At 71.3% G+C, this 18,003-nt stretch carries 16 protein-coding genes; 7 read left to right on the top strand and 9 right to left on the bottom strand.

Annotated elements, in window-relative coordinates; genetic code table 11:
- The first annotated feature begins 85 nt into the window (after positions 1–85).
- The 5 genes from ACH4TL_RS09960 to ACH4TL_RS09940 all read left to right on the top strand — a co-directional run bounded on the left by ACH4TL_RS09960 (position 86) and on the right by ACH4TL_RS09940 (position 4,092).
- A complete protein-coding gene (locus ACH4TL_RS09960) occupies positions 86–637 on the top strand; it encodes a hypothetical protein (RefSeq protein WP_398309164.1) in 552 nt (183 codons plus the stop codon).
- Positions 637–1,776, top strand: a complete 1,140-nt coding sequence (locus ACH4TL_RS09955) for a hypothetical protein (RefSeq protein ID WP_398309167.1) — start codon at positions 637–639, stop codon at positions 1,774–1,776. The genes ACH4TL_RS09960 and ACH4TL_RS09955 overlap by 1 nt, the downstream gene beginning before the upstream one ends.
- A gap of 12 nt (positions 1,777–1,788) precedes the next feature.
- A complete protein-coding gene (locus tag ACH4TL_RS09950; protein WP_398309169.1) occupies positions 1,789–2,286 on the top strand; it encodes a hypothetical protein in 498 nt (165 codons plus the stop codon).
- A gap of 51 nt (positions 2,287–2,337) precedes the next feature.
- Positions 2,338–3,045: an HAD family hydrolase gene (locus tag ACH4TL_RS09945; protein WP_398309172.1), complete on the top strand. Its 708-nt coding sequence runs from the start codon at positions 2,338–2,340 to the stop codon at positions 3,043–3,045.
- 78 nt (positions 3,046–3,123) lie between these two features.
- The gene (locus ACH4TL_RS09940; protein ID WP_398309175.1) at positions 3,124–4,092 is read left to right on the top strand and encodes a D-alanyl-D-alanine carboxypeptidase family protein; all 969 of its coding nucleotides are present in this window, start codon (positions 3,124–3,126) and stop codon (positions 4,090–4,092) included.
- 72 nt (positions 4,093–4,164) lie between these two features.
- Here the strand turns inward: ACH4TL_RS09940 and ACH4TL_RS09935 are convergent, their stop codons facing one another.
- The 6 genes from ACH4TL_RS09935 to ACH4TL_RS09910 all read right to left on the bottom strand — a co-directional run bounded on the left by ACH4TL_RS09935 (position 4,165) and on the right by ACH4TL_RS09910 (position 13,509).
- A complete protein-coding gene (locus tag ACH4TL_RS09935) occupies positions 4,165–6,396 on the bottom strand; it encodes a hydantoinase B/oxoprolinase family protein (protein ID WP_398309178.1) in 2,232 nt (743 codons plus the stop codon).
- A 26-nt stretch (positions 6,397–6,422) separates the two neighbouring features.
- Positions 6,423–8,534 carry a hydantoinase/oxoprolinase family protein gene (locus tag ACH4TL_RS09930; RefSeq protein WP_398309181.1) on the bottom strand — a complete coding sequence of 704 codons (2,112 nt, stop codon included), beginning with the start codon at positions 8,532–8,534 and terminating at the stop codon, positions 6,423–6,425.
- A gap of 122 nt (positions 8,535–8,656) precedes the next feature.
- A complete protein-coding gene (locus ACH4TL_RS09925; protein WP_398309184.1) occupies positions 8,657–9,793 on the bottom strand; it encodes an XdhC family protein in 1,137 nt (378 codons plus the stop codon).
- Positions 9,786–11,924, bottom strand: coding sequence for a xanthine dehydrogenase family protein molybdopterin-binding subunit (locus ACH4TL_RS09920; protein ID WP_398309187.1), 2,139 nt, complete (start codon positions 11,922–11,924; stop codon positions 9,786–9,788). Before ACH4TL_RS09920 ends, ACH4TL_RS09925 begins: the two co-directional genes overlap by 8 nt.
- Positions 11,921–12,913 (bottom strand): FAD binding domain-containing protein, encoded by a 993-nt coding sequence (locus tag ACH4TL_RS09915; protein WP_398309190.1) that lies wholly within the window; start codon positions 12,911–12,913, stop codon positions 11,921–11,923. The genes ACH4TL_RS09920 and ACH4TL_RS09915 overlap by 4 nt, the downstream gene beginning before the upstream one ends.
- Positions 12,910–13,509 carry a (2Fe-2S)-binding protein gene (locus ACH4TL_RS09910; protein WP_398309193.1) on the bottom strand — a complete coding sequence of 200 codons (600 nt, stop codon included), beginning with the start codon at positions 13,507–13,509 and terminating at the stop codon, positions 12,910–12,912. The genes ACH4TL_RS09915 and ACH4TL_RS09910 overlap by 4 nt, the downstream gene beginning before the upstream one ends.
- 246 nt (positions 13,510–13,755) lie before the next feature.
- Here ACH4TL_RS09910 and ACH4TL_RS09905 point away from each other — a divergent pair, with 246 nt between their 5' ends.
- Entirely contained in the window at positions 13,756–14,334 is a 579-nt protein-coding gene (locus tag ACH4TL_RS09905; RefSeq protein ID WP_398309196.1) for a TetR/AcrR family transcriptional regulator, read from the top strand.
- Here the strand turns inward: ACH4TL_RS09905 and ACH4TL_RS09900 are convergent.
- On the bottom strand, positions 14,331–15,107 hold the full coding sequence (locus tag ACH4TL_RS09900) for a LysR family substrate-binding domain-containing protein (protein WP_398309199.1): 777 nt from the start codon (positions 15,105–15,107) through the stop codon (positions 14,331–14,333). The genes ACH4TL_RS09905 and ACH4TL_RS09900 overlap by 4 nt on opposite strands.
- Before the next feature lie 84 nt (positions 15,108–15,191).
- Here ACH4TL_RS09900 and ACH4TL_RS09895 point away from each other — a divergent pair, with 84 nt between their 5' ends.
- The gene (locus ACH4TL_RS09895; protein WP_398309202.1) at positions 15,192–15,605 is read left to right on the top strand and encodes a DUF5997 family protein; all 414 of its coding nucleotides are present in this window, start codon (positions 15,192–15,194) and stop codon (positions 15,603–15,605) included.
- 25 nt (positions 15,606–15,630) lie between these two features.
- Here ACH4TL_RS09895 and ACH4TL_RS09890 read toward each other — a convergent pair whose 3' ends face one another.
- Together ACH4TL_RS09890 and ACH4TL_RS09885 are read right to left on the bottom strand one after the other, a co-directional pair.
- Positions 15,631–16,398, bottom strand: a complete 768-nt coding sequence (locus ACH4TL_RS09890; protein ID WP_398309205.1) for a class II aldolase/adducin family protein — start codon at positions 16,396–16,398, stop codon at positions 15,631–15,633.
- 56 nt (positions 16,399–16,454) lie between these two features.
- On the bottom strand, positions 16,455–17,930 hold the full coding sequence (locus tag ACH4TL_RS09885; protein ID WP_398309208.1) for a sodium:solute symporter: 1,476 nt from the start codon (positions 17,928–17,930) through the stop codon (positions 16,455–16,457).
- Positions 17,931–18,003: the final 73 nt, after the last annotated feature.

Genomic DNA, 18,003 nt, shown 5'->3' with positions numbered 1-18,003 from the left:
GCGCGCGACGCACCCTCCCACAGGCAGACCCAAAGATCGGTTTAACATATAGGCAGCTTTGTCGTGCTCAAAACCGGGGGGATTCATGAGCAACGAGGACCTGCCCGAGCCGAAGGACAGTGAGCTGCCGCTACCGCCAGGCACATCACCGGTCCGCGACGGCTTCTTCGCACCACCACCTCTGGCTTCCCAACCGGGCCGGAGCAACATCTACGACCCCACCGCACCCGCCCCCAAGCGGCCCCTCGCCCCCGGTGTGCAAGGGCCGGTGCCGCAGAACCTGGCGATCGCGCCCAGCGTGCTGCGCGGTGCGGCCGGTAAGGCGGACGAGGTCTACGACACGCTCCACAAGCAGGCAGCGTCCCTGGAGGAGCCGACGGCCACGGCTGCCAAAGCGGTGGACGGCCTCCAGACGCAGAGCGCGCTGAAGCGTTCGCACAAGCACTGGGAGGAGCAGGCGGGTACGGTCACCGCCTGGCTCGCCCACATCTCCGAAAGCCTGCGCCTGGCGGCCAACACGCATGTGAAGCAGGACGGGGACACGGGAGACTCCTTCGGCGGGCGGAAGCAGAGTCCCTTCCTCAAGGACCAGAGTCTGCCCCAGGATCCTTCGGCTTCCTCCATCTGGAGGTACTGATGACCCTCCCCTACGAGGACTTCTACGAGGACTTCAGTACGGCCGACTTCGCCGCCCTGGACACCCTGGCGACGAAGTGGAAGGGCGTCCACGAAAAGATCAAGGGCCTCGACGACAAGATCCACGACGAGGTGCTCAAGCCTCTACGGGACAAGGGGTATTGGGAGGGCATGGCCGCGCCCTACGCCTGGGCGCAGATCGACGACATCCAGCGTCAGGCGACGGCCGCCGCCAAGGTCGTCGACGCGGTGCGCAGGTCCATAGAGGATGGCGCGGGAGAGCTGAAGGCCATTCAGAACAGGCTTCACGAGGCAGTGAAGGGCTTCGGCGAGCAGGGGATGCACGTTGGCGCAAGGGGCAAGGTCAACGCCTCCAGTGGGCAGGACAACCTCTCCGAGAAGGACGCCAAGAAGGTCGACGCCGCCCAGAAGAAGCTCAATCTGATCCTCCGCGATGCGTTCGAGGCCGACCAGAACCTGTCGGTCACCTTGATGGCCAACATCGGCACCGATCAGTGGTTCAACACCAAGAAGGTCCGTACGGACATCAACCACACCGGCGGCATCAGCACGGACCGCTTCGACGAGATCGGCCGCGAGCTGAACGGTCTCGCCCCCAATCCGGAGAAGAACCACCTCACGCCCCGTGCCCTGGCGGCCAACTGGCTGGCCGGGACTGGCGACGACAAGTACGCCTTCTCCCAGCACGACCCGTTCATCGAGCAGCTCCGCAAGAGTGAGAGCATGGACAGCATCCGGAGCCAGACCCTGGACGGGTGGAAAGCAGGCAACGCGGAGGGCGAGGCCAAGTACCAGATTTCAGGAATGTCGCTCCCCGAACAAGGGGCCACATTCCTCGAGGACATGGCCGGCCTGTCCGGAGTCGACAACCTCTGGGGCGGAGACACCAACGAGGCTCAGTCCCTGCTCGGCTCCTACGCTGTGGACTACGTCGTCAAGGGTACCGATCCCGACGGCAAGCTCGTCGTGCAGTACAGCCTGAAGAACGACACCGACATGCGGTCGTTCATACCCGGATATTCGTCCGCCGAGGAGATTGCCAACCATGACACCGGGCCCGGCGCCGGCATCGCGGAACGAATGGTCTGGACCGAGCGCATCGATCCAGCCGACAACTGACAGGCCAATCACGTGACGAAGACCAAGAAGCCGGGACTCTTCCGCAAGCTCTGGCGCAATTGTTTTTTCCGGTTCACGCTGATCGGAATGATGTGCCTAATATTTCCGGTCGGGTGCATCGGGGTGCTGAACGCGGTGTCCGGAGAGTGTCTACGGCCCAATATCAAGGTGCCCGAGAGTGTCCTGCCCGGAGCCTACCGGGGCCCCGACGGCATGCGCATTAGCCTCTACCGCAATGGAGACGTCCAGGTGCGCAATTGGCCCTACGACCAGCTCCTGGACGACGGGCGCCACTTCGACGGACGCGGCCGCTGGGGGTATGGCCTGGGCACGACCGTTCCCAGCGGAGACAAGTACCCGTATGTCTCGCTGGGTTTCGACGAGCGCGCCTCCAAGGGCGACGTCCCGGTGGAGAGGCAAGACCTCATGGTCAGCGGCACTCCGCAGGAGCCCGTGCTCTTCGAGCAGGACGACCCCGACAAATGCGCCGACGCGGAGTTCCGGCGCTAGCCGATCATGCCGGTTGCGGCACGCCATGCCGCACCCGGCATGCTGGTGCCCATGAACATCAGCACTTCCGCGCCGCGCACCCCTTCCGTGATCTTCGACCTCGACGGCACGCTCGTGGACAGCGAACCGAACTACTACGAGGCGGGTCGGCGCACCCTCGCGCAGTACGGCATCACCGGTTTCACCTGGGAGGAGCACACCCGGTTCATCGGGATCGGCACCCGCGAGACCCTGGAGACGCTGCGGGCGCGGTACGCGATCGACGCGTCGGTGGATGAGCTGCTCGCCGTCAAGAACGGGCATTACCTGGAGCTGGTCCGTACCTCCACCCTCGTCTTTCCCGAGATGCGGGCGTTCGCCGAGCGGCTGTGTGCCGCCGGGCATCCGATCGCCGTCGCTTCCGGGTCCTCCCGGTCCGCGATCGAGGCGGCGCTGGCCACTACCGGGCTGGACGCGCTGCTGCCGCTGTACGTCTCCGCGGAGGAGATCGGGCGCGGCAAGCCCGAACCGGACGTCTTCCTGGCGGCCGCGCGCCTGCTGGCCACCGATCCGGCCGACTGTGTGGTGATCGAGGACGCCGGGCCCGGGGTGGAGGCGGCGCGGCGGGCCGGGATGCGCTGCGTCGCCGTCCCGTACCCGGCGAGCACCGAGGACCCGGGGGACGGTTCGCCGTACGACTCAGCCGGGCTGATCTTCCGGGGCGGGCAGCGCGCGTTCGACGCGCGGGCGGCGTACGACTGGGTGACGTCCGGAAAGTGACGCCCTGACACATCCCCCTTTCTCCCCCGGTGAGACGATGCGGACGCCCGAACCATCATCGGAGGAGAGCGAAGGCGTATGGGAAGACATGGGGGCTTGGCGGTGCGCCGCTGGGGAGCGGCGGTCATCGCGTCCACGGCGGCGCTGGCGGTCGCCGTACCGGCGACGAGCGCACAGGCGGCACCGGCCGCGCGGACGGCGCAGGCCGCACCGGCCGCCGCCGGTCCGTCCGGCATCAGCGCCAAGGGCGCGTATCTGCTCGACAGCGGCGCGAACAAGAAGCTGTGGAGCAAGGGCCCGGACACCAGGCGTCAGATGGCGAGCATCACCAAGCTCATGACGGCGGTCGTGGTGCTCGACACCCGGGGGGTGAACCTCAGCAAGAAGGTCACCGTCAAGCAGGCGTACCTGGACTACATCAGGACCAGCGGCGGCAGCGCGGCGGACCTGAAGAAGGGCGACAAGCTCACGGTCCGGCAGCTGCTGTACGGGATGCTGCTGCCGTCCGGCTGTGACGCCGCGATGGCCCTCGCCGACACCTTCGGCAGCGGGAGCACCACCGCGAAGCGCACCAAGTCGTTCGTCGCCAAGATGAACAAGAAGGCGAAGGCGCTGGGGATGTCCAAGACCCGGTACGACTCCTTCGACGGCATCTCCACCCACGGCTCGAACTACACGACCGCGCGCGACCTGTCGAAGCTCGCGCGGCACGCGCTCGGCAACGCCACCCTGCGCACGGTGGTCAAGACCGTCGACACCGAGCAGAAGGCCCCGGCGGCCAACGGCCGGACCAGGTACTACTACTGGACCAACAGCAACAAGCTGCTGGGCTCGTACAACGGCGCCATCGGCATCAAGACCGGCACCGGCACCGCCGCCGGGAAGTGCATCGTGTTCGCCGCCAAGCGCAGCGGCCGGACGGTCGTCGGGGTGCTCCTCGGCGACAGCAACCGGTATCCGGACGCGAAGAAGATGCTGGACTGGGCGTACCACACCCGCACCGCGGTGACCTGGCGCCAGCTCCCCGCGGGCGCCCCGCAGGACTGACATCCGTACGCGACGAAGCGCCCGGTGCTCCGGCCGGAGCACCGGGCGCTTCGTACGCCGCTGAGAGCCCGCTCAGGCGCGCTGGGCGAAGTCCCGCCAGGGCTTGCCCGCGACGGGCTCGGTGTCGACCCACAGGGACGTCACACAGTGCGGGCAGACATGGGCGACGACGGTGAGCTCGTCGTGGACGCGGACGTCCCGGCCCAGGTCGTCCGGGCCGAGCGTCACCCGGCCCGCGAGGCCCTCCCAGCCGTCCGACAGGCTGCCGAGCCCGGTGCCGCAATGGCGGCAGGCGGCCGACGGCCCGCCGGGGCCGGGCACCGTGATGAGGGCGCTGCCCCAGATCCCGGTGGGCTCCCCCGTGACCGTACGGATCCCCGGCGCCGCCGGGGATCCGGTGGCCGGGGCGGTCATACGGGCCCTGCGGTCCTCACGGATCCGCTCGCGGCGGGCCGCCGTCGCGGGCTCGTCCACGCGGCCGTCCGGGGCCAGGGCGACCCCGTACAGCCGGTCGGCGGCCCCGGGGGTCACCGCGTGGCGTTCGACGTCGGCGGCCACCCGGGCGGGGTCGCGCAGCAGCGGGTCGCCGTAGCCGCCGCCGTTCTGGACGGTGCACTCGAAGACGTCGCCGTGGGCGATGCGGGCCGCCGGGGAGACGCCGGGCAGCGTTTCATGGCTGCCGTCGAGGTCGGCGAGGCGGGTGACGGCCCGTCCGGTGGCGAGCCGGTCCAGCGGCGCGGCGGAGGTGACGCGCTCGAAGCGGGCGCACGATCCGGGCAGGCCGCCGAAGAGGCCGGTGCGGTTGGGCAGCGAGACGCCATGGGTGCCCAGGACGCCGGTCACCTCGGGGGTGTCGATCGGGGTGAGGGCGAACTGGATGCCGTTGCCGCCGCGGTAGGTGCCCGCGCCGCCGGAGTCGGGGACCTGACGGCGCCACAGGTACATCAGCGGATGCCGCATCTCCTGCTGTTCGGCGTCGGTCGCGCCGCCGCCGAGGATGACCATGGCGCCGCCCGCGTCGACGCCGTCGCGGAAGGAGAAGGCGGGCCCGCCCCACATCAGCGAGTCCATGTACATCGAGGCGAACGGCTGCCCGTGCTGGTCGGCGCCGCCGAACTGGCTCAGCTGCCACGATCCGTCGCTCGGGCCGAAGGCGAAGCTCTCGTACTTCTCGGAGAAGCTGAGCATCTTCGCGATCGCGCCGCCCGCTGAGCAGGTCGCGGTCCAGTTGGCGCCCGCGGCGCCGCCGCTGACGGGCATCGGCTCGACGGCGGTGACGCACAGCCCGTCGGGCGCCTTGACCTCGACCGGGCGCATGATGCCGTGGTTCCAGGGGATCTCCGAGCCGAACGTGCACAGCATGAGCGTGGCCACGGCGCCGAGCAGGCCGCCGCGGGTGGTCATGCCGTACGCGGGGCTCTGCGGGCTGGAGCCGGAGAAGTCGAACACGAGCCGGTCGCCCGTCTTCTCCATCCGGCAGGGGACCTCCAGCAGTTCGATGCCCTGGTCGCCGTCGTTCCCCGAGCCGTCGGGGCGGTCCAGGTACGAGGTGTGCTCGTACACCCCGTCCGGCAGTTCGCTCAGCATGGCCCGCAGATCGGCCTCGCTGTGGTCGAGGGTGCGCTCCATGGTGGTGCGCACCTGGCCGCTGCCGTAGCGGTCGCACAGCTCGTGGAAGCGGCGCTCGGCGACGCGCAGCCCGGCGAGGAAGGCGCGGAAGTCGTTGGCGACCGTGCCCGCCATGCGGGAGTTGGCGACGATGGTGTCCCACAGCTCCTGGTTGACCGTGCCCTTGCGGACGATCCGGCCCGGCGGGATCCGGATGCCCTCCTGGTAGACGTCGGTGGCGGTCGTGCACCAGCTGCCGGGGTCCATGCCGCCGAGGTCGACCTGGTGGGCCATGCAGCCGAGCCAGGCGACGAGTTCGCCGTCCCGGAAGACCGGGGCGCAGAACTGCACGTCGTTCTGGTGCATGGCGGCGATGTAGGGGTCGTTGATGATGAAGACGTCACCGGGCTCGATGTCGTCGTAGCGGCGCTGGAACTCCTCGATCGCCATCGCGCCCGTGTAGACCGGGGTCAGCAGATAGGTGCCGATGACGGCCATCTCGCCGGAGGCCGTGTAGATGCCGAAGTTGTAGTCGGTGGCGTGGACGACCGGGGAGCCGGAGACGTGCTCGACGGTGGTGGCGCCCTCGGCGTTGATGGACCAGAGCTTGTGCCGGATCACCTCATGGGTGACGGGGTTGACGGGGTCGGCCGTCCCGTTCGCGGCGGCCGCGGTCGGGCGTGCGGCGGTGTTCATCGTTGCTCCTTGGTCGGGGGCGCTGCTCACGGGCGGTTGTGGATGACGATGCCGCCGAGCCGGTCGACGACACCCTCCTGGCCGGCGCCGATGACGACGGTGGTGTCCGGCAGCTCGACGATGGCCAGGCCCTCGATGCGCAGGCCCTCGTGGAGGTGGTCGCCGCGGTAGACGGCCGCGTCGGTCCACTCGCCGCCGCTGAACACCCGCCGGGTGCCCGGCTCGGCCATGGTCGCGGCGCCCTGGGACGGCCGTCCGGTGTCGAGTTCGGCGCGGGGCACCGGGCTCGCCGCGACGACCCGGAAGGTGGTGATCTCCACCCCGGCCTCGGGGAACGCCGAGCCCTTGCCGAACCGGCCCTCGTAGGTGTCGATGAACCGCTCCACCATGGCGTTCACGCCCTCGGCGGTGACCGGTCCCTCGCCGAAGCCGACGGTCAGCACATGGATCTGGGCCCGGAACCGGATCTCGACGGACCGGGCGACGGTCACCGTCTCCCGGTCGGCACCGGCCGCGACGAGCCCGTCGGCGGCCCGCTCCTCCAGCGCGGTGAAGGCCGCCTCGATCTCGTCCGGCGGCAGCGCGGCCCCGTAGTCGGTGGTGCCGGGCGGCGCCTGGAGGGGCTTGGACAGCTCCTCGACCATCGTCAGGTCCGAGCTGCCGATGCCGAACGCCGAGTGGACGGAGGCGGTGAGGGGTACGACGATGCGCGGACAGCCCAGCTCGGCGCCGTAGGAGAAGGCGTGCAGCGGACCCGCGCCGCCGTACGCGAACACCGCGAAGTCGGCCGGGTCGTAGCCCTGTTCCACGGTCACCTGGCGCACCAGGTCGGCCATCCGGGCGTCCACGATGGTCTTGATGCCCTCCGCGGCCTGTTCGACGGTCAGACCGGTCGGCCGGGCGATGTGCTCCTCGATGGCGGCGCGGGCGCGCTCCACGTCGAGGGTGAGCCGCCCGCCGAGGAAGTTGTCCGGGTTGAGGTAGCCGAGCACCAGGTCCGCGTCGGCGACCGTGGGCCGCTCGCCGCCGCGCCCGTAACAGGCAGGGCCCGGGTGGGCGCCCGCGCTCTCGGGTCCGACGGCCAGCACCCCGCCCCGTACGGAGGCGAGGGAACCGGCCCCGGCGCCGATGGCCCGCACCGCCACGGACGGCAGGGCGAGCCGGTCGCGGCCGATGAGGGTGGTGTTGGACATGACGGGACGCTCGTCCAGCACCAGCCCGACATCGAAGCTGGTGCCGCCCATGTCGGTGGTGACGATGTTGCGGTGCTGATCGCGGCTGCCCAGGTACTGGGAGGCGACGACCCCGCCGACCGGCCCGGACATCACGGCCGCCGCCGCGCGCTTCTCCGCCTCGGCGAAGGTCGCGAGCCCGCCGCCGGACTGCATCAGCAGCGGCCCGGTCCGCAGGCCCGCCGCGGCCAGGGTGGATTCGAAGCTGTCCAGCGACGCGCCCAGCAGCGGGCGCAGGCCCGCGTTGACCGCGGTGGTCAGGGTGCGCTCGTACTCCCCGATCCGCGGCAGGAAGTCGCTCGACAGCGTGACGCTCGCCCCCGGCACCTCCTCGGCGACGATCTCGCCGACCCGGCGCTCGTGGGCGTCGTTGGCGAAGGACCACAACAGCGAGACGGCGAACACCTCGGCCCCGGCGTCCCGCAGCCGCGCCACGGCGCGCCGCACGTCGTCCTCGTCCAGCGGGCAGACGACGCGGCCCGCGTAGTCGACGCGCTCGGTGACCTCCTCGGTGCGCGAACGGGGCACGGCCGGGGGCTGTTTCACCAGGGTGCGGAACCGCTTGATCTCCTCCTCTTCGAGTCCGGTCCCCTTGAACCCGCGCATGGTCGTCAGGGTGTCCCCGAAGCCACGGGTCTGGATCAGGCCGACCTTCTTGGTGCGGCCTTCGAGCATGGCGTTGGTGGCGATCGTGGTGCCGTGGGCGAACATCTCGACGTCCGCGAGCAGTTCGGCCAGTTCGACGCCGCGCTCCTCCGCGGCGTCGACCAGGGTGTTCAGCACCCCCTCGGCGGGGTTGTCGGGAACGGTGGAGGACTTGTACCGGCCGACGCGTCCGATGTCGTCGATCACGACGGTGTCGGTGAAGGTGCCACCGATGTCGGAAGCCACGTAGTACGAAGGCATCCGGGAAGGATCACTCCTCGGTCTTCAGCTGATGCACGACATGAACGAGCCTTTCGGCCGCGCCGGATCGCTGTCAACCAGAGATGATCTTCGTGGGGGTGAGGCCCGAGGGGGCCGGGGCGTCACGCGGCGGCGTGCGTCCCGGCCCCCTCGGCGCGGTGGATGGGCGTACCCGAGCCGGTCAGCGGCACGCCGGTGCCGCCCCGCCGCGCCGCGACGATCTCCGCCGCGATGGACAGGGCGGTCTCCTCGGGCGTACGGGCGCCGAGGTCCAGGCCGATCGGCGAGCGCAGCCGGGCCAGTTCGCGGTCGGTGAGACCGACCTCGCGGAGCTTGCGGGTGCGGTCCTCATGGGTGCGGCGCGAGCCCATCGCGCCGACGAACGCCACCGGCAGCCGCAGGGCCTCCTCCAGCAGCGGCACGTCGAACTTGGCGTCATGAGTGAGCACGCACAGCACCGTTCGGGCGTCGGTCGCCGTCTGCCGCAGATAGCGGTGCGGCCAGTCGACCACGATCTCGTCCGCCTCGGGGAAGCGGTGCCGGGTGGCGAAGACGGGCCGGGCGTCGCACACGGTCACGTGGTAGCCGAGGAACTTGCCCGTGCGGGCCAGTGCGGCGGCGAAGTCCACGGCGCCGAAGACGATCATCCGTGGCGGCGGCACGCTCGACTCGACGAACACCGTCAGCTCCGCCGGGTCCTCCTGGCGCCCCGGCAGGGTGAACGCGCCGGTGCGGCCCGAGGCGAGCAGGGCGCCCGCCTCGTCCGCCGCCGTACGGTCCAGCTCCATCGCGCCGCCGAGGCCTCCCTCGTACGAGCCGTCGGGGCGGACGAACAGCGCCCGGCCGAGGAGTCCGGCCGGGCCCCCGGACACCCGGGCGACCGCGGCCGTCTCCCCGCGGGCGGCGGCCGCGAGGGCCGCCGCGAACACCGGCCGGTCCGGGGCGTCCGCCCGCACCGGGGTGACCATGACCTCCAGCACACCGCCGCAGGTCAGCCCCACCGCGAACGCGTCGTCGTCGCTGTACCCGAACCGCTCCAGGACGGTCTGGCCGTCCCCGAGCGCCTCGACGCAGCGGTCGTACACCGCGCCTTCGACACAGCCGCCGGAGACCGACCCGATGACCGTGCCCTCGGCGTCGACGGCGAGGGCGGCGCCGGGACCCCGCGGCGCGCTGCCACCGACGGCCACGACGGTGGCGACGGCGAAGTCCCGGCCCTCCTCGACCCACCGGTTCAGCTCGGCGGCGATGTCAAGCATCCCCGTCCTCACCCGGCGCGGTGCCCGCCAGCAGGACGCGGTCGGGGCGGATCGGCAGGTTCCGGTGGCGTACGCCGGTCGCGTGCCAGACGGCGTTGGCGATCGCCGCCGCCGCTCCGACGATGCCGACCTCGCCGATGCCCTTGATGCCGACCGGGTCGTCCGGGTCCGGGTCGTCCACCCAGCCCACCTCGATGGGCGGCACGTCGGCGTGCGCGGCGACGTGATAGCCCGCGAGGTCGGGGCCGACGTGGCTGCCGAAGGCCCGGTCCCTGACCGCCTCCTCGTGCAACGCCATGGACAGGCCCCAGACCATGCCGCCGCGGAGCTGGCTCTGCGCGGTCAGCGGGTTGACGATCCGGCCCGCGGCGAAGATGCCGAGCATGCGCCGGGCGCGCACCTCGCCCGTGGTGATGTCCACGGCGACCTCGGCGAACTGGGCCCCGTAGGAGTGCCTTTCCTTCTGGGCGAGGGCGCCGATGGCCTCCGCGGTGTTCGACCGCGCGGTGATGCCCTGCTCGGGGATGGCGCCGCCGAGGGCCAGTTGCTCGCGCAGCTCCTTGGCGGCGGAGGTGACGGCCCAGGCCCACGAGCGGGTGCCCATGGAGCCACCGGCGATCATCGCCTGGCCGAAGTCGCTGTCCGCGATCCGCATGTGGATGCGGCTCGGCTCCACCTCCAGCGCGTCCGCGGCGATCTGGGTGAGCGCCGTCCTGGCGCCGGTCCCGATGTCGGCCGCGGTGATCCGCACCGTGAACGTGCCGTCCGCCTCGGCGGTCACGGCCGCCGTGGACGGCATGGCGTTCGAGGGGAACGTGGCCGCCGCCGTGCCGGTCCCGAGCAGCCAGCGGCCCTCGCGGCGCACCCCGGGGCGCGGATCGCGGTCCGCCCAGCCGAACCGGCGAGCGCCCTCCTCGAAGCAGTCGATCAGCCGGCGGGTGCTGAACGGCAGCCCGGACACCGGACCCGCCTCGGGCTCGTTGCGCGCCCGCAGCGCGATCGGGTCCAGGCCGCACTTCTCGGCGAGTTCGTCGAGCGCGGACTCCAGCGCGAACGAGCCCGGTGCCTCGCCCGGCGCGCGCACGAAGGTCGGCGTCGGCACATCCAGCGCCACCACGCGGTTGACGGTGTGGTGCGCGTCCGCGTCGTACATCGCGCGCCCGTAGTCGGCGCTGCGCTCGATGAACTGGTGCACGGTCGACGTGAGGCTCAGCGCCTGGTGGTCGAACGCGCACAGCCGACCGTCCGCGTCGGCGCCGAGCCGCACCCGCTGCACCGTGGGGCTGCGGTAGCCGGTGACGGAGAACATCTGGCGGCGCGTCAGCACGACCCGGACCGGGCGGTGCAGAACGGTCGTGGCCATCACGGCGGCCACCTGGTGGGCACGGAGTCCCTTGGAGCCGAAGCCGCCGCCGACGTGCTCGGAGAGCACCCGCACCGAGCCGAGGTCGAGGGAGAACATCTTGGCCAGCTCGTCGGCCACCCACATGCTGCCCTGGTTGGAGTCGACGACCTCCAGCCGGCCGCTTTCCCAGCGGGCGGTGGCCGCGTGCGGCTCCATCATGGCGTGGTGCTCTTCCGGAGTGGTGTACTCCGCGTCCACCACGGCGGCCGCGGCGGCGAGCCCGGCCTCCAGGTCGCCCTTCCCGGTCTCCGCCCCCGGGTCCTCCGGCTTCCGCGCACCGGGGTGCGCGGCGGAGAACGCGACGTCGTGCGGCTCCTCGTCGTAGCGGACCACCAGCGCCTCGGCGGCCTCCCTGGCCTGCTCCGGCGTCTCCGCGACGACCAGCGCCACCGGCCAGCCGGCGAACGGCACCCGGTCGGTCTGGAAGAGGGTGACGGTCGGGTCGGGCTTGCCCAGCAGGCCCAGGTACTCGCCGTCGACCTGCGGGGCGTTCCCGTGGTGCAGGACGGTGAGGACGCCGGGCATCGCCTCGACGGGTTCGGTCTCCACGGCGCGGATGCGGCCGCGGGCGATGGTGGACACCACCAGCCAGCCGTGGGCCAGGTCGGCGAAGGGGATCTCACCGGCGTAGCGGGCCGCTCCGGTGACCTTCTCGCGGCCCTCCACGCGGGTGTGCGCGGTGCCGACGGACGGGGTGACGGCGGCGGTTCCGGTCGTCGTGGTCATCGGGCGGCCTCCTCGGAGAGTTCGGTCAACATGGCCACGACGAGGTTGCGCATGAGCGTCACCTTGTATCCGTTGTGCGGCAGCGTCCGGGCGGCGGCCAGTTCGGCGTCCGCGGCGGCGGCGAACGCGTCGCCGGTCGCCGGGCCCCCGGTCAGCACGCGCTCGGCCTCGCGGGCGCGCCACGGACGGGACGCCACGGCCCCGAAGGCGAGGCGCACTTCGTGGACGGCGCCGTCGCGGATGTCGAGGGCTCCGGCGATCGAGCCGATGGCGAACGCGTACGAGGCGCGCTCGCGCACCTTGCGGTAGCGGGAGACGGTGGCGACCGGGGCGGGCGGCAGGCTGATGCCGGTGATCAGCGCGCCGGGCGGCAGGGCGGTCTCCAGATGCGGGGTGTCCCCCACGGGCAGATAGAACGCGTCGAACGGCAACTCGCCCGGCCCGTCGGCCGTTTCGTAATGCACGACGGCGTCGAAGGCGGCCAGCGCCACGCCCATGTCCGAGGGGTGGGTGGCCACGCAGTGCTCGGACGCGCCGAGGATCGCGTGGTTGTGGTGCTCGCCCTCGATGGCGGGACAACCGCTGCCGGGGACGCGCTTGTTGCACGGCTTGGCGGTGTCGGTGAAGTAGCCGCAGCGGGTGCGCTGGAGCAGGTTTCCGCCGACCGTGGCCATGTTGCGCAGCTGGCCCGAGGCTCCGGCCAGCACGGCCTGGGCCAACGCGGGGTAGCGGGACCGCACATCGGGGTGGGCGGCGAGGTCGCTGTTGGTGACGGTCGCGCCGATGCGCAAGGCCCCGTCCGGGGTTGCCTCGATCCGGTCCAGGGGGAGGTCCCGCACGTCGATGAGGCGCGCGGGCCGCTCGACCCCGGTCTTCATCAGGTCGACGAGGTTGGTGCCACCGCCGAGGTAGCGCGCGTCGGGGTCGTCGCCGAGGAGGGCCACCGCCCCGGAGACGTCGTACACGCGCTCGTAACCGAATTCCCTCATGCCGCTGTCTCCGCTTCCGTCGTGCCGTTCCCGTCACCCGCGCCGCCGTGCGGGGGCTGCGCGGCCTCCGCCGCCCGTGCGACCGCCTCGACGATCGACACGTACGCACCGCAGCGGCACAGGTTGCCGCTCATCCGCTCCCGGATCTCCTCCGCGGTGAGCGGCTGCACCCCGGCTTCGGGCCGCACATCGTGGGTGGCGGCGCTCGGCCAGCCCGCCGCGTGCTCCTCGATCACGGCGATGGCCGAGCAGATCTGCCCGGGGGTGCAGTAGCCGCACTGGTAGCCGTCGAGGTCGAGGAAGGCCTGCTGCACCGGGTGCAGGTCCTCGCCTTCGGCCACGCCTTCGATGGTGGTGATGTCGCGTCCCTCGGCGGCCACCGCCAGCTGGAGACAGGACACGGCTCGGCGCCCGTCGATCAGCACGGTGCAGGCACCGCACTGGCCTTGGTCGCACCCCTTCTTGGTGCCGGTCATGTCGAGGCGTTCGCGCAGGGCGTCGAGCAGGGTGGTGCGATGGTCGACGGGCAGCGTGTGCTTCTCGCCGTTGATGTTCAGCGTGATGGCGCTGGACGTCGGGGAAGTGGCTGGGGCCATGATCAGCCTTCTTTCGCGTATCTGGTGCGCGTCGAGCGAGATGATCCGGGCAGGCGGTGCGGGACGGGCCCGGAAGGGGCAGAAGGGTGGCGAGCGGTACCGGCCGTTCGCACCGGCCGGTTCTGCCGCTATCGTAGCCCTAACCGGACAACTGTCCGGCAGGTTTGAACCTATCGGACAGCTGTCCGGTCAGCAAGGGCGGTCCAGCGGCTATTCCCGCGGACGCGATACCGGAGAGGAGGACGGGTGCGGGAGAAGAAGGACGCCCCCCAGCGCTCGGACGCGCAACGGAATCGCGAGCGCATCCTGGAAGTGGCCCTGGCCGAGCTGACGTGCTCGGCGGACGCCCCGCTGAGCACGATCGCGAAGAAGGCGGGCGTCGGGCAGGGCACGTTCTACCGCAATTTCCCCAACCGCGAGGCCCTCGTCCTGGAGGTCTACCGCTACGAGGTGCAGCAGGTCGCCGACGCCGCGGCCCAACTGCTGTGCACCCGCCCGCCGGACCGGGCGCTGCGGGAGTGGATGGACCGCCTCGCCCGGTACGCCATGACCAAGGCGGGCCTGGCCGCGGCGCTCCACAAGGCCATCAGCTCGCACGGCAGCCTGGTCAAGCTGGCCCGCCCCCCGCTGACCTCGGCCGTCACGCTCCTGCTGACGGCGAACGAGGAGGCGGGCACCATCCGCCCGGGGGTCACCCCCGACGACTTCATGCTCGCCATCGCCGGGCTGTGGCAGATCGACCCGCAGGGTGACTGGCAATCGCGCGCCGGACGGCTGCTGGACCTTGTCATGGACGGGCTACGGGCCGGGGCGCCGGGACGCTAGGAACGGCGGCGGGGCTTGCCGCGCTTGGCGCCCTTGGGGGCAGCGGTACGGCCCCGCGGGTTCTTCCCGGCCGCCTTACCGGACGCCGCCTTCCCGGATGTGGTCTTCCCGGGCCGCGGCTTGTCCGCCGCGGGCTTGCGCTTCTGCTGGGCCGGGGGCGGCGTACGGCCACGGGTGCTGTTGACCGTCCGGCCCCGGACGATCCCGATGAAGTCCTCCACCAGATCGGTGTGCGCGTCCTCCGGCCACGACAGCGCCACGCTCGACTGGGGCGCGTCCGTGACCGGCCGGTACGTGAGGTCCCTGCGGTGGTGCAGCCGGGCCAGCGACTGCGGCACGACCAGCAGCCCCACCCCGGCCGCCACCAGCTCGATGGCGTCCGCCGTGGTGGCGGGGCGCTCGATCGCGGGCTGTCCCGGCGGGCGCTCCCAGCCGAGCACGTCGTCGAGGGGGTGCAGCACGATGTCGTCGGCCAGATCCCCGGCCGTCACCTCGTCCACCGCCGCCACGAGGTGGTCCTTCGGCACCACGACCACGCTCGTCTCGGTGTAGAGGGGGATCGCGCTGAACACCGTACGGTCCACCGGCAGCCGTACGAGCCCCGCGTCGGCGCCGCCGTCGCGCAGCACCTCGGGGGCTTCGGCGGCGGTCACGTCGACGAGGGTCAGCGGGACGTCGGGCAGGCGCTCGTTCCAGATCCGCACCCACTTGGCGGGCGTCGCCCCCGGGACATACGCGAGCCGGAACGTAGGGGATTCTTCCGAGCCTGTCACCCCGCCAGGCTACCGGTCGCGGTACGGGGCCGCGGTCCGAGGCCGTGGTCCGGGGCCGCGTCCGCGCTCGATACCCTTGACGGCATGAAGTCGCACCAGACCACCCAGACGATGAAGCCCGCGACCGCGGCGAAGAAGCTGGGTGTGTACCTCCAGGCCACCCCCGCCGAGTTCCAGGAGGGTGTCGTCTCGCGCGCCGAACTCAACGCCCTCCAGACCGATCCGCCCGAGTGGCTGCGGGAGCTGCGCCGGAACGGCCCGCACCCCCGGCCGGTGGTCGCGGCGAAGCTGGGCACCTCCATCGCGGGGCTGGCGCGCGGCGGCATCACCGAACCGCTCACCACCGAGCAGATCGACGCCCTGAAGGCGGAGCGTCCGGAGTGGCTGGAGAAGGAGCGCGCCACCCAGGCCGAGGTGCGGAAGGAAGCGGTGCGGATCAAGGAGAAGCGGGCGGAGCAGGCGGAGCGCGCCGAGCAGACCCGCCCGCCGCGGTCCTGACCCTCCTCCGCCCCGCCGTCTTTCGTCAGTCCTGGTAGTCGGGGGCGATGCGCTCCACGAGCCGGAGCAGCGCCGACCAGGCCAAGTCGTACGCCTTGTCGTCCTGGAAGTCGGAGTCCTGGTCCTCCCCCGCGAGTTGACGGGCGGTCAGTTCGCAGACGTCCGGGGACGGCAGGACGGGTTTCGCTCCCCCGGCGGTCGCCGCGACCTGGATCTCGCACGCCTTGTCCAGGTAGTACATGCGCAGGAATGCCTGGGCGGGGGTTTCCCCGACGGTGAGCAGCCCGTGGTTGCGCAGGATCATCGCCGGGTGGCCGGCGAGGTCGGCGACGAGCCGCCGCTGTTCGGCTAGGTTGAGCGCGACGCCCTCGTAGTCGTGGTAGCCGAGCCTGCCGTAGAACTCCATGGAGATCTGGTTGAGCGGGAGCAGCCCGTCCTCCTGGGCTGCGACGGCGCAACCGGCCTTGGTGTGGGTGTGCAGGACGCACTGGGCGTCGGTCCTGGCGGCGTGGACGGCGCTGTGGATGACGAACCCGGCGGGGTTGACGGGGTGCGGGGTCTCCTCGACGGGGCGGCCGGACAGGTCGACCTTGACCAGGTTCGACGCGGTGATCTCCTCGAAGAGAAGACCGTAGGGGTTGATCAGGAAGTGGTGTTCGGGGCCGGGGACGCGGGCGCTGATGTGGGTGAAGATCAGGTCGGTCATCCGGAAGTGCGCCACCAGGCGGTAGACCGCCGCGAGTTCGCGGCGCAGCCGCAGTTCCTCGGTGGGGTGGGGCGTGGATGCGGTCACGGGGTTGTGTCCTTCGGTCGCTTCGGTCGTGGGGGTGACGGAGGAGTCGATCGGTCTCAGACGGACGCCGGGGCCGGTTCCGGCGCGGTGATCTTTTCCTCGCCCGCCAGGCGGCGGCGCCAGGCGTCGACCGCGGCCTCCTCGGTCGGCTTGGTGGCGAGGCTTACGGCCACGTAGGCGACGAGGGCGGCGAGCAGGCCGAAGTAGATCGGCTCGTTGGCGAGAAGGCCCTCGGTCACCATGAGCGTGAGCACCGTGACGCCGCCCGCGATCATCGAGGCGAGGGCGCCGGGCAGGTTGCCGCGCTTCCACACGAGCCCGCCGAGGATGGGCACCAGCAGGCCGCCGACCAGGAGGTTGTAGGCGACGGTGAGGGCGGCGAGGACATCGCCCAGGACGCAGGCGATGACGATGGCCGCCACGCCGAGGATCACGATGGCCAGCCGGTTCGAGCGGATCTCGTCGCGGTCGTCCGGGCCGCCCTCGATCTCCGTGGCGCGGGCGCCACGGCGCAGCCGGGCCCAGATGTCGTTGTTGGCCACGGTGGCCGAGGCGATCAGGGCGCCACTGGCGGTGGACATCATCGCCGACAGGGCGGCGGCGAGGACGAGCCCCCTGATCCCGATGGGCAGGGTGTGCTGGACGATGGTGGCGAACGCCTGGTCGGCGCTGGCCAGATGCGGGTAGAGCGCCTTGGTGGCCATGCCGATGAAGGCCCCGGCCAGGGCGTAGACGAGACAGTAGATCCCGGCGGCCGTACCGCCCCAGCTGGCCACCCGGTCGTTGCGGGCGGTGAAGACCCGCTGCCAGATGTCCTGCCCGATCAGCATGCCGAAGGTGTAGATCAGCACATAGGTGAAGATCGTCTGCCCGCCGATGGAGGTCGGGGAGAAGTAGCCGTGCGGCAGCTTCTCCGCCATTGCGGAGAACCCTCCGGCCTTGATCACCGCGATGGGCAGCAGCAGGACGAGCACGCCCACGCTCTTGATCACGAACTGCACCATGTCGGTGAGCGTGATGGACCACATGCCGCCGAGCGCCGAGTAGCCCACGACGATGGTTCCGCCGACGACGACCGCGACCCAGCGCGGTACGTCGAACAGCACGTCGAAGACGCTGGCGTACGCGATCGTCGAGGTCACGGCCAGCATCAGGGTGTAGACCCACATCACCAGGCCGGAGATGACGCTCGCCGCGTCGCCGTAGCGCAGGGAGAGCATGTCGGCGACGGTGTAGACACGCAGCCGGGCGATCCGGGCGGAGAAGAAGACGCTGAGGGCCAGCAGCCCGAGACCGATGGCGAAGACCATCGCGGCCCCGGAGACACCGTAGGTGTAGCCCAGGCGTACGCCGCCGATGGTGGAGGCGCCGCCCAGAACGATCGCGGCCATCGTGCCCGTGTACATCAGCGGGCCCAGCCGCCGCCCGGCGACCAGGAAGTCGCTCTTGGAGGCGGCGAGTCTCTTGCCCCACCAGCCGACACCGACGATGGCCAGCAGATATCCGAGCATGACGAGGTAGTCGACGGCCATCAGGTCCTCCGGAGCGGTACGGCGTGGAGCCAGGCCCTGTCCGGCGGATCTTCGCGGGACAGGACCTAGGGGT

The organism is Streptomyces sp. NPDC021115 (assembly GCF_044333065.1).
Taxonomy (GTDB): domain Bacteria; phylum Actinomycetota; class Actinomycetes; order Streptomycetales; family Streptomycetaceae; genus Streptomyces.
This window is presented reverse-complemented; position numbering and strand designations above follow the sequence as displayed.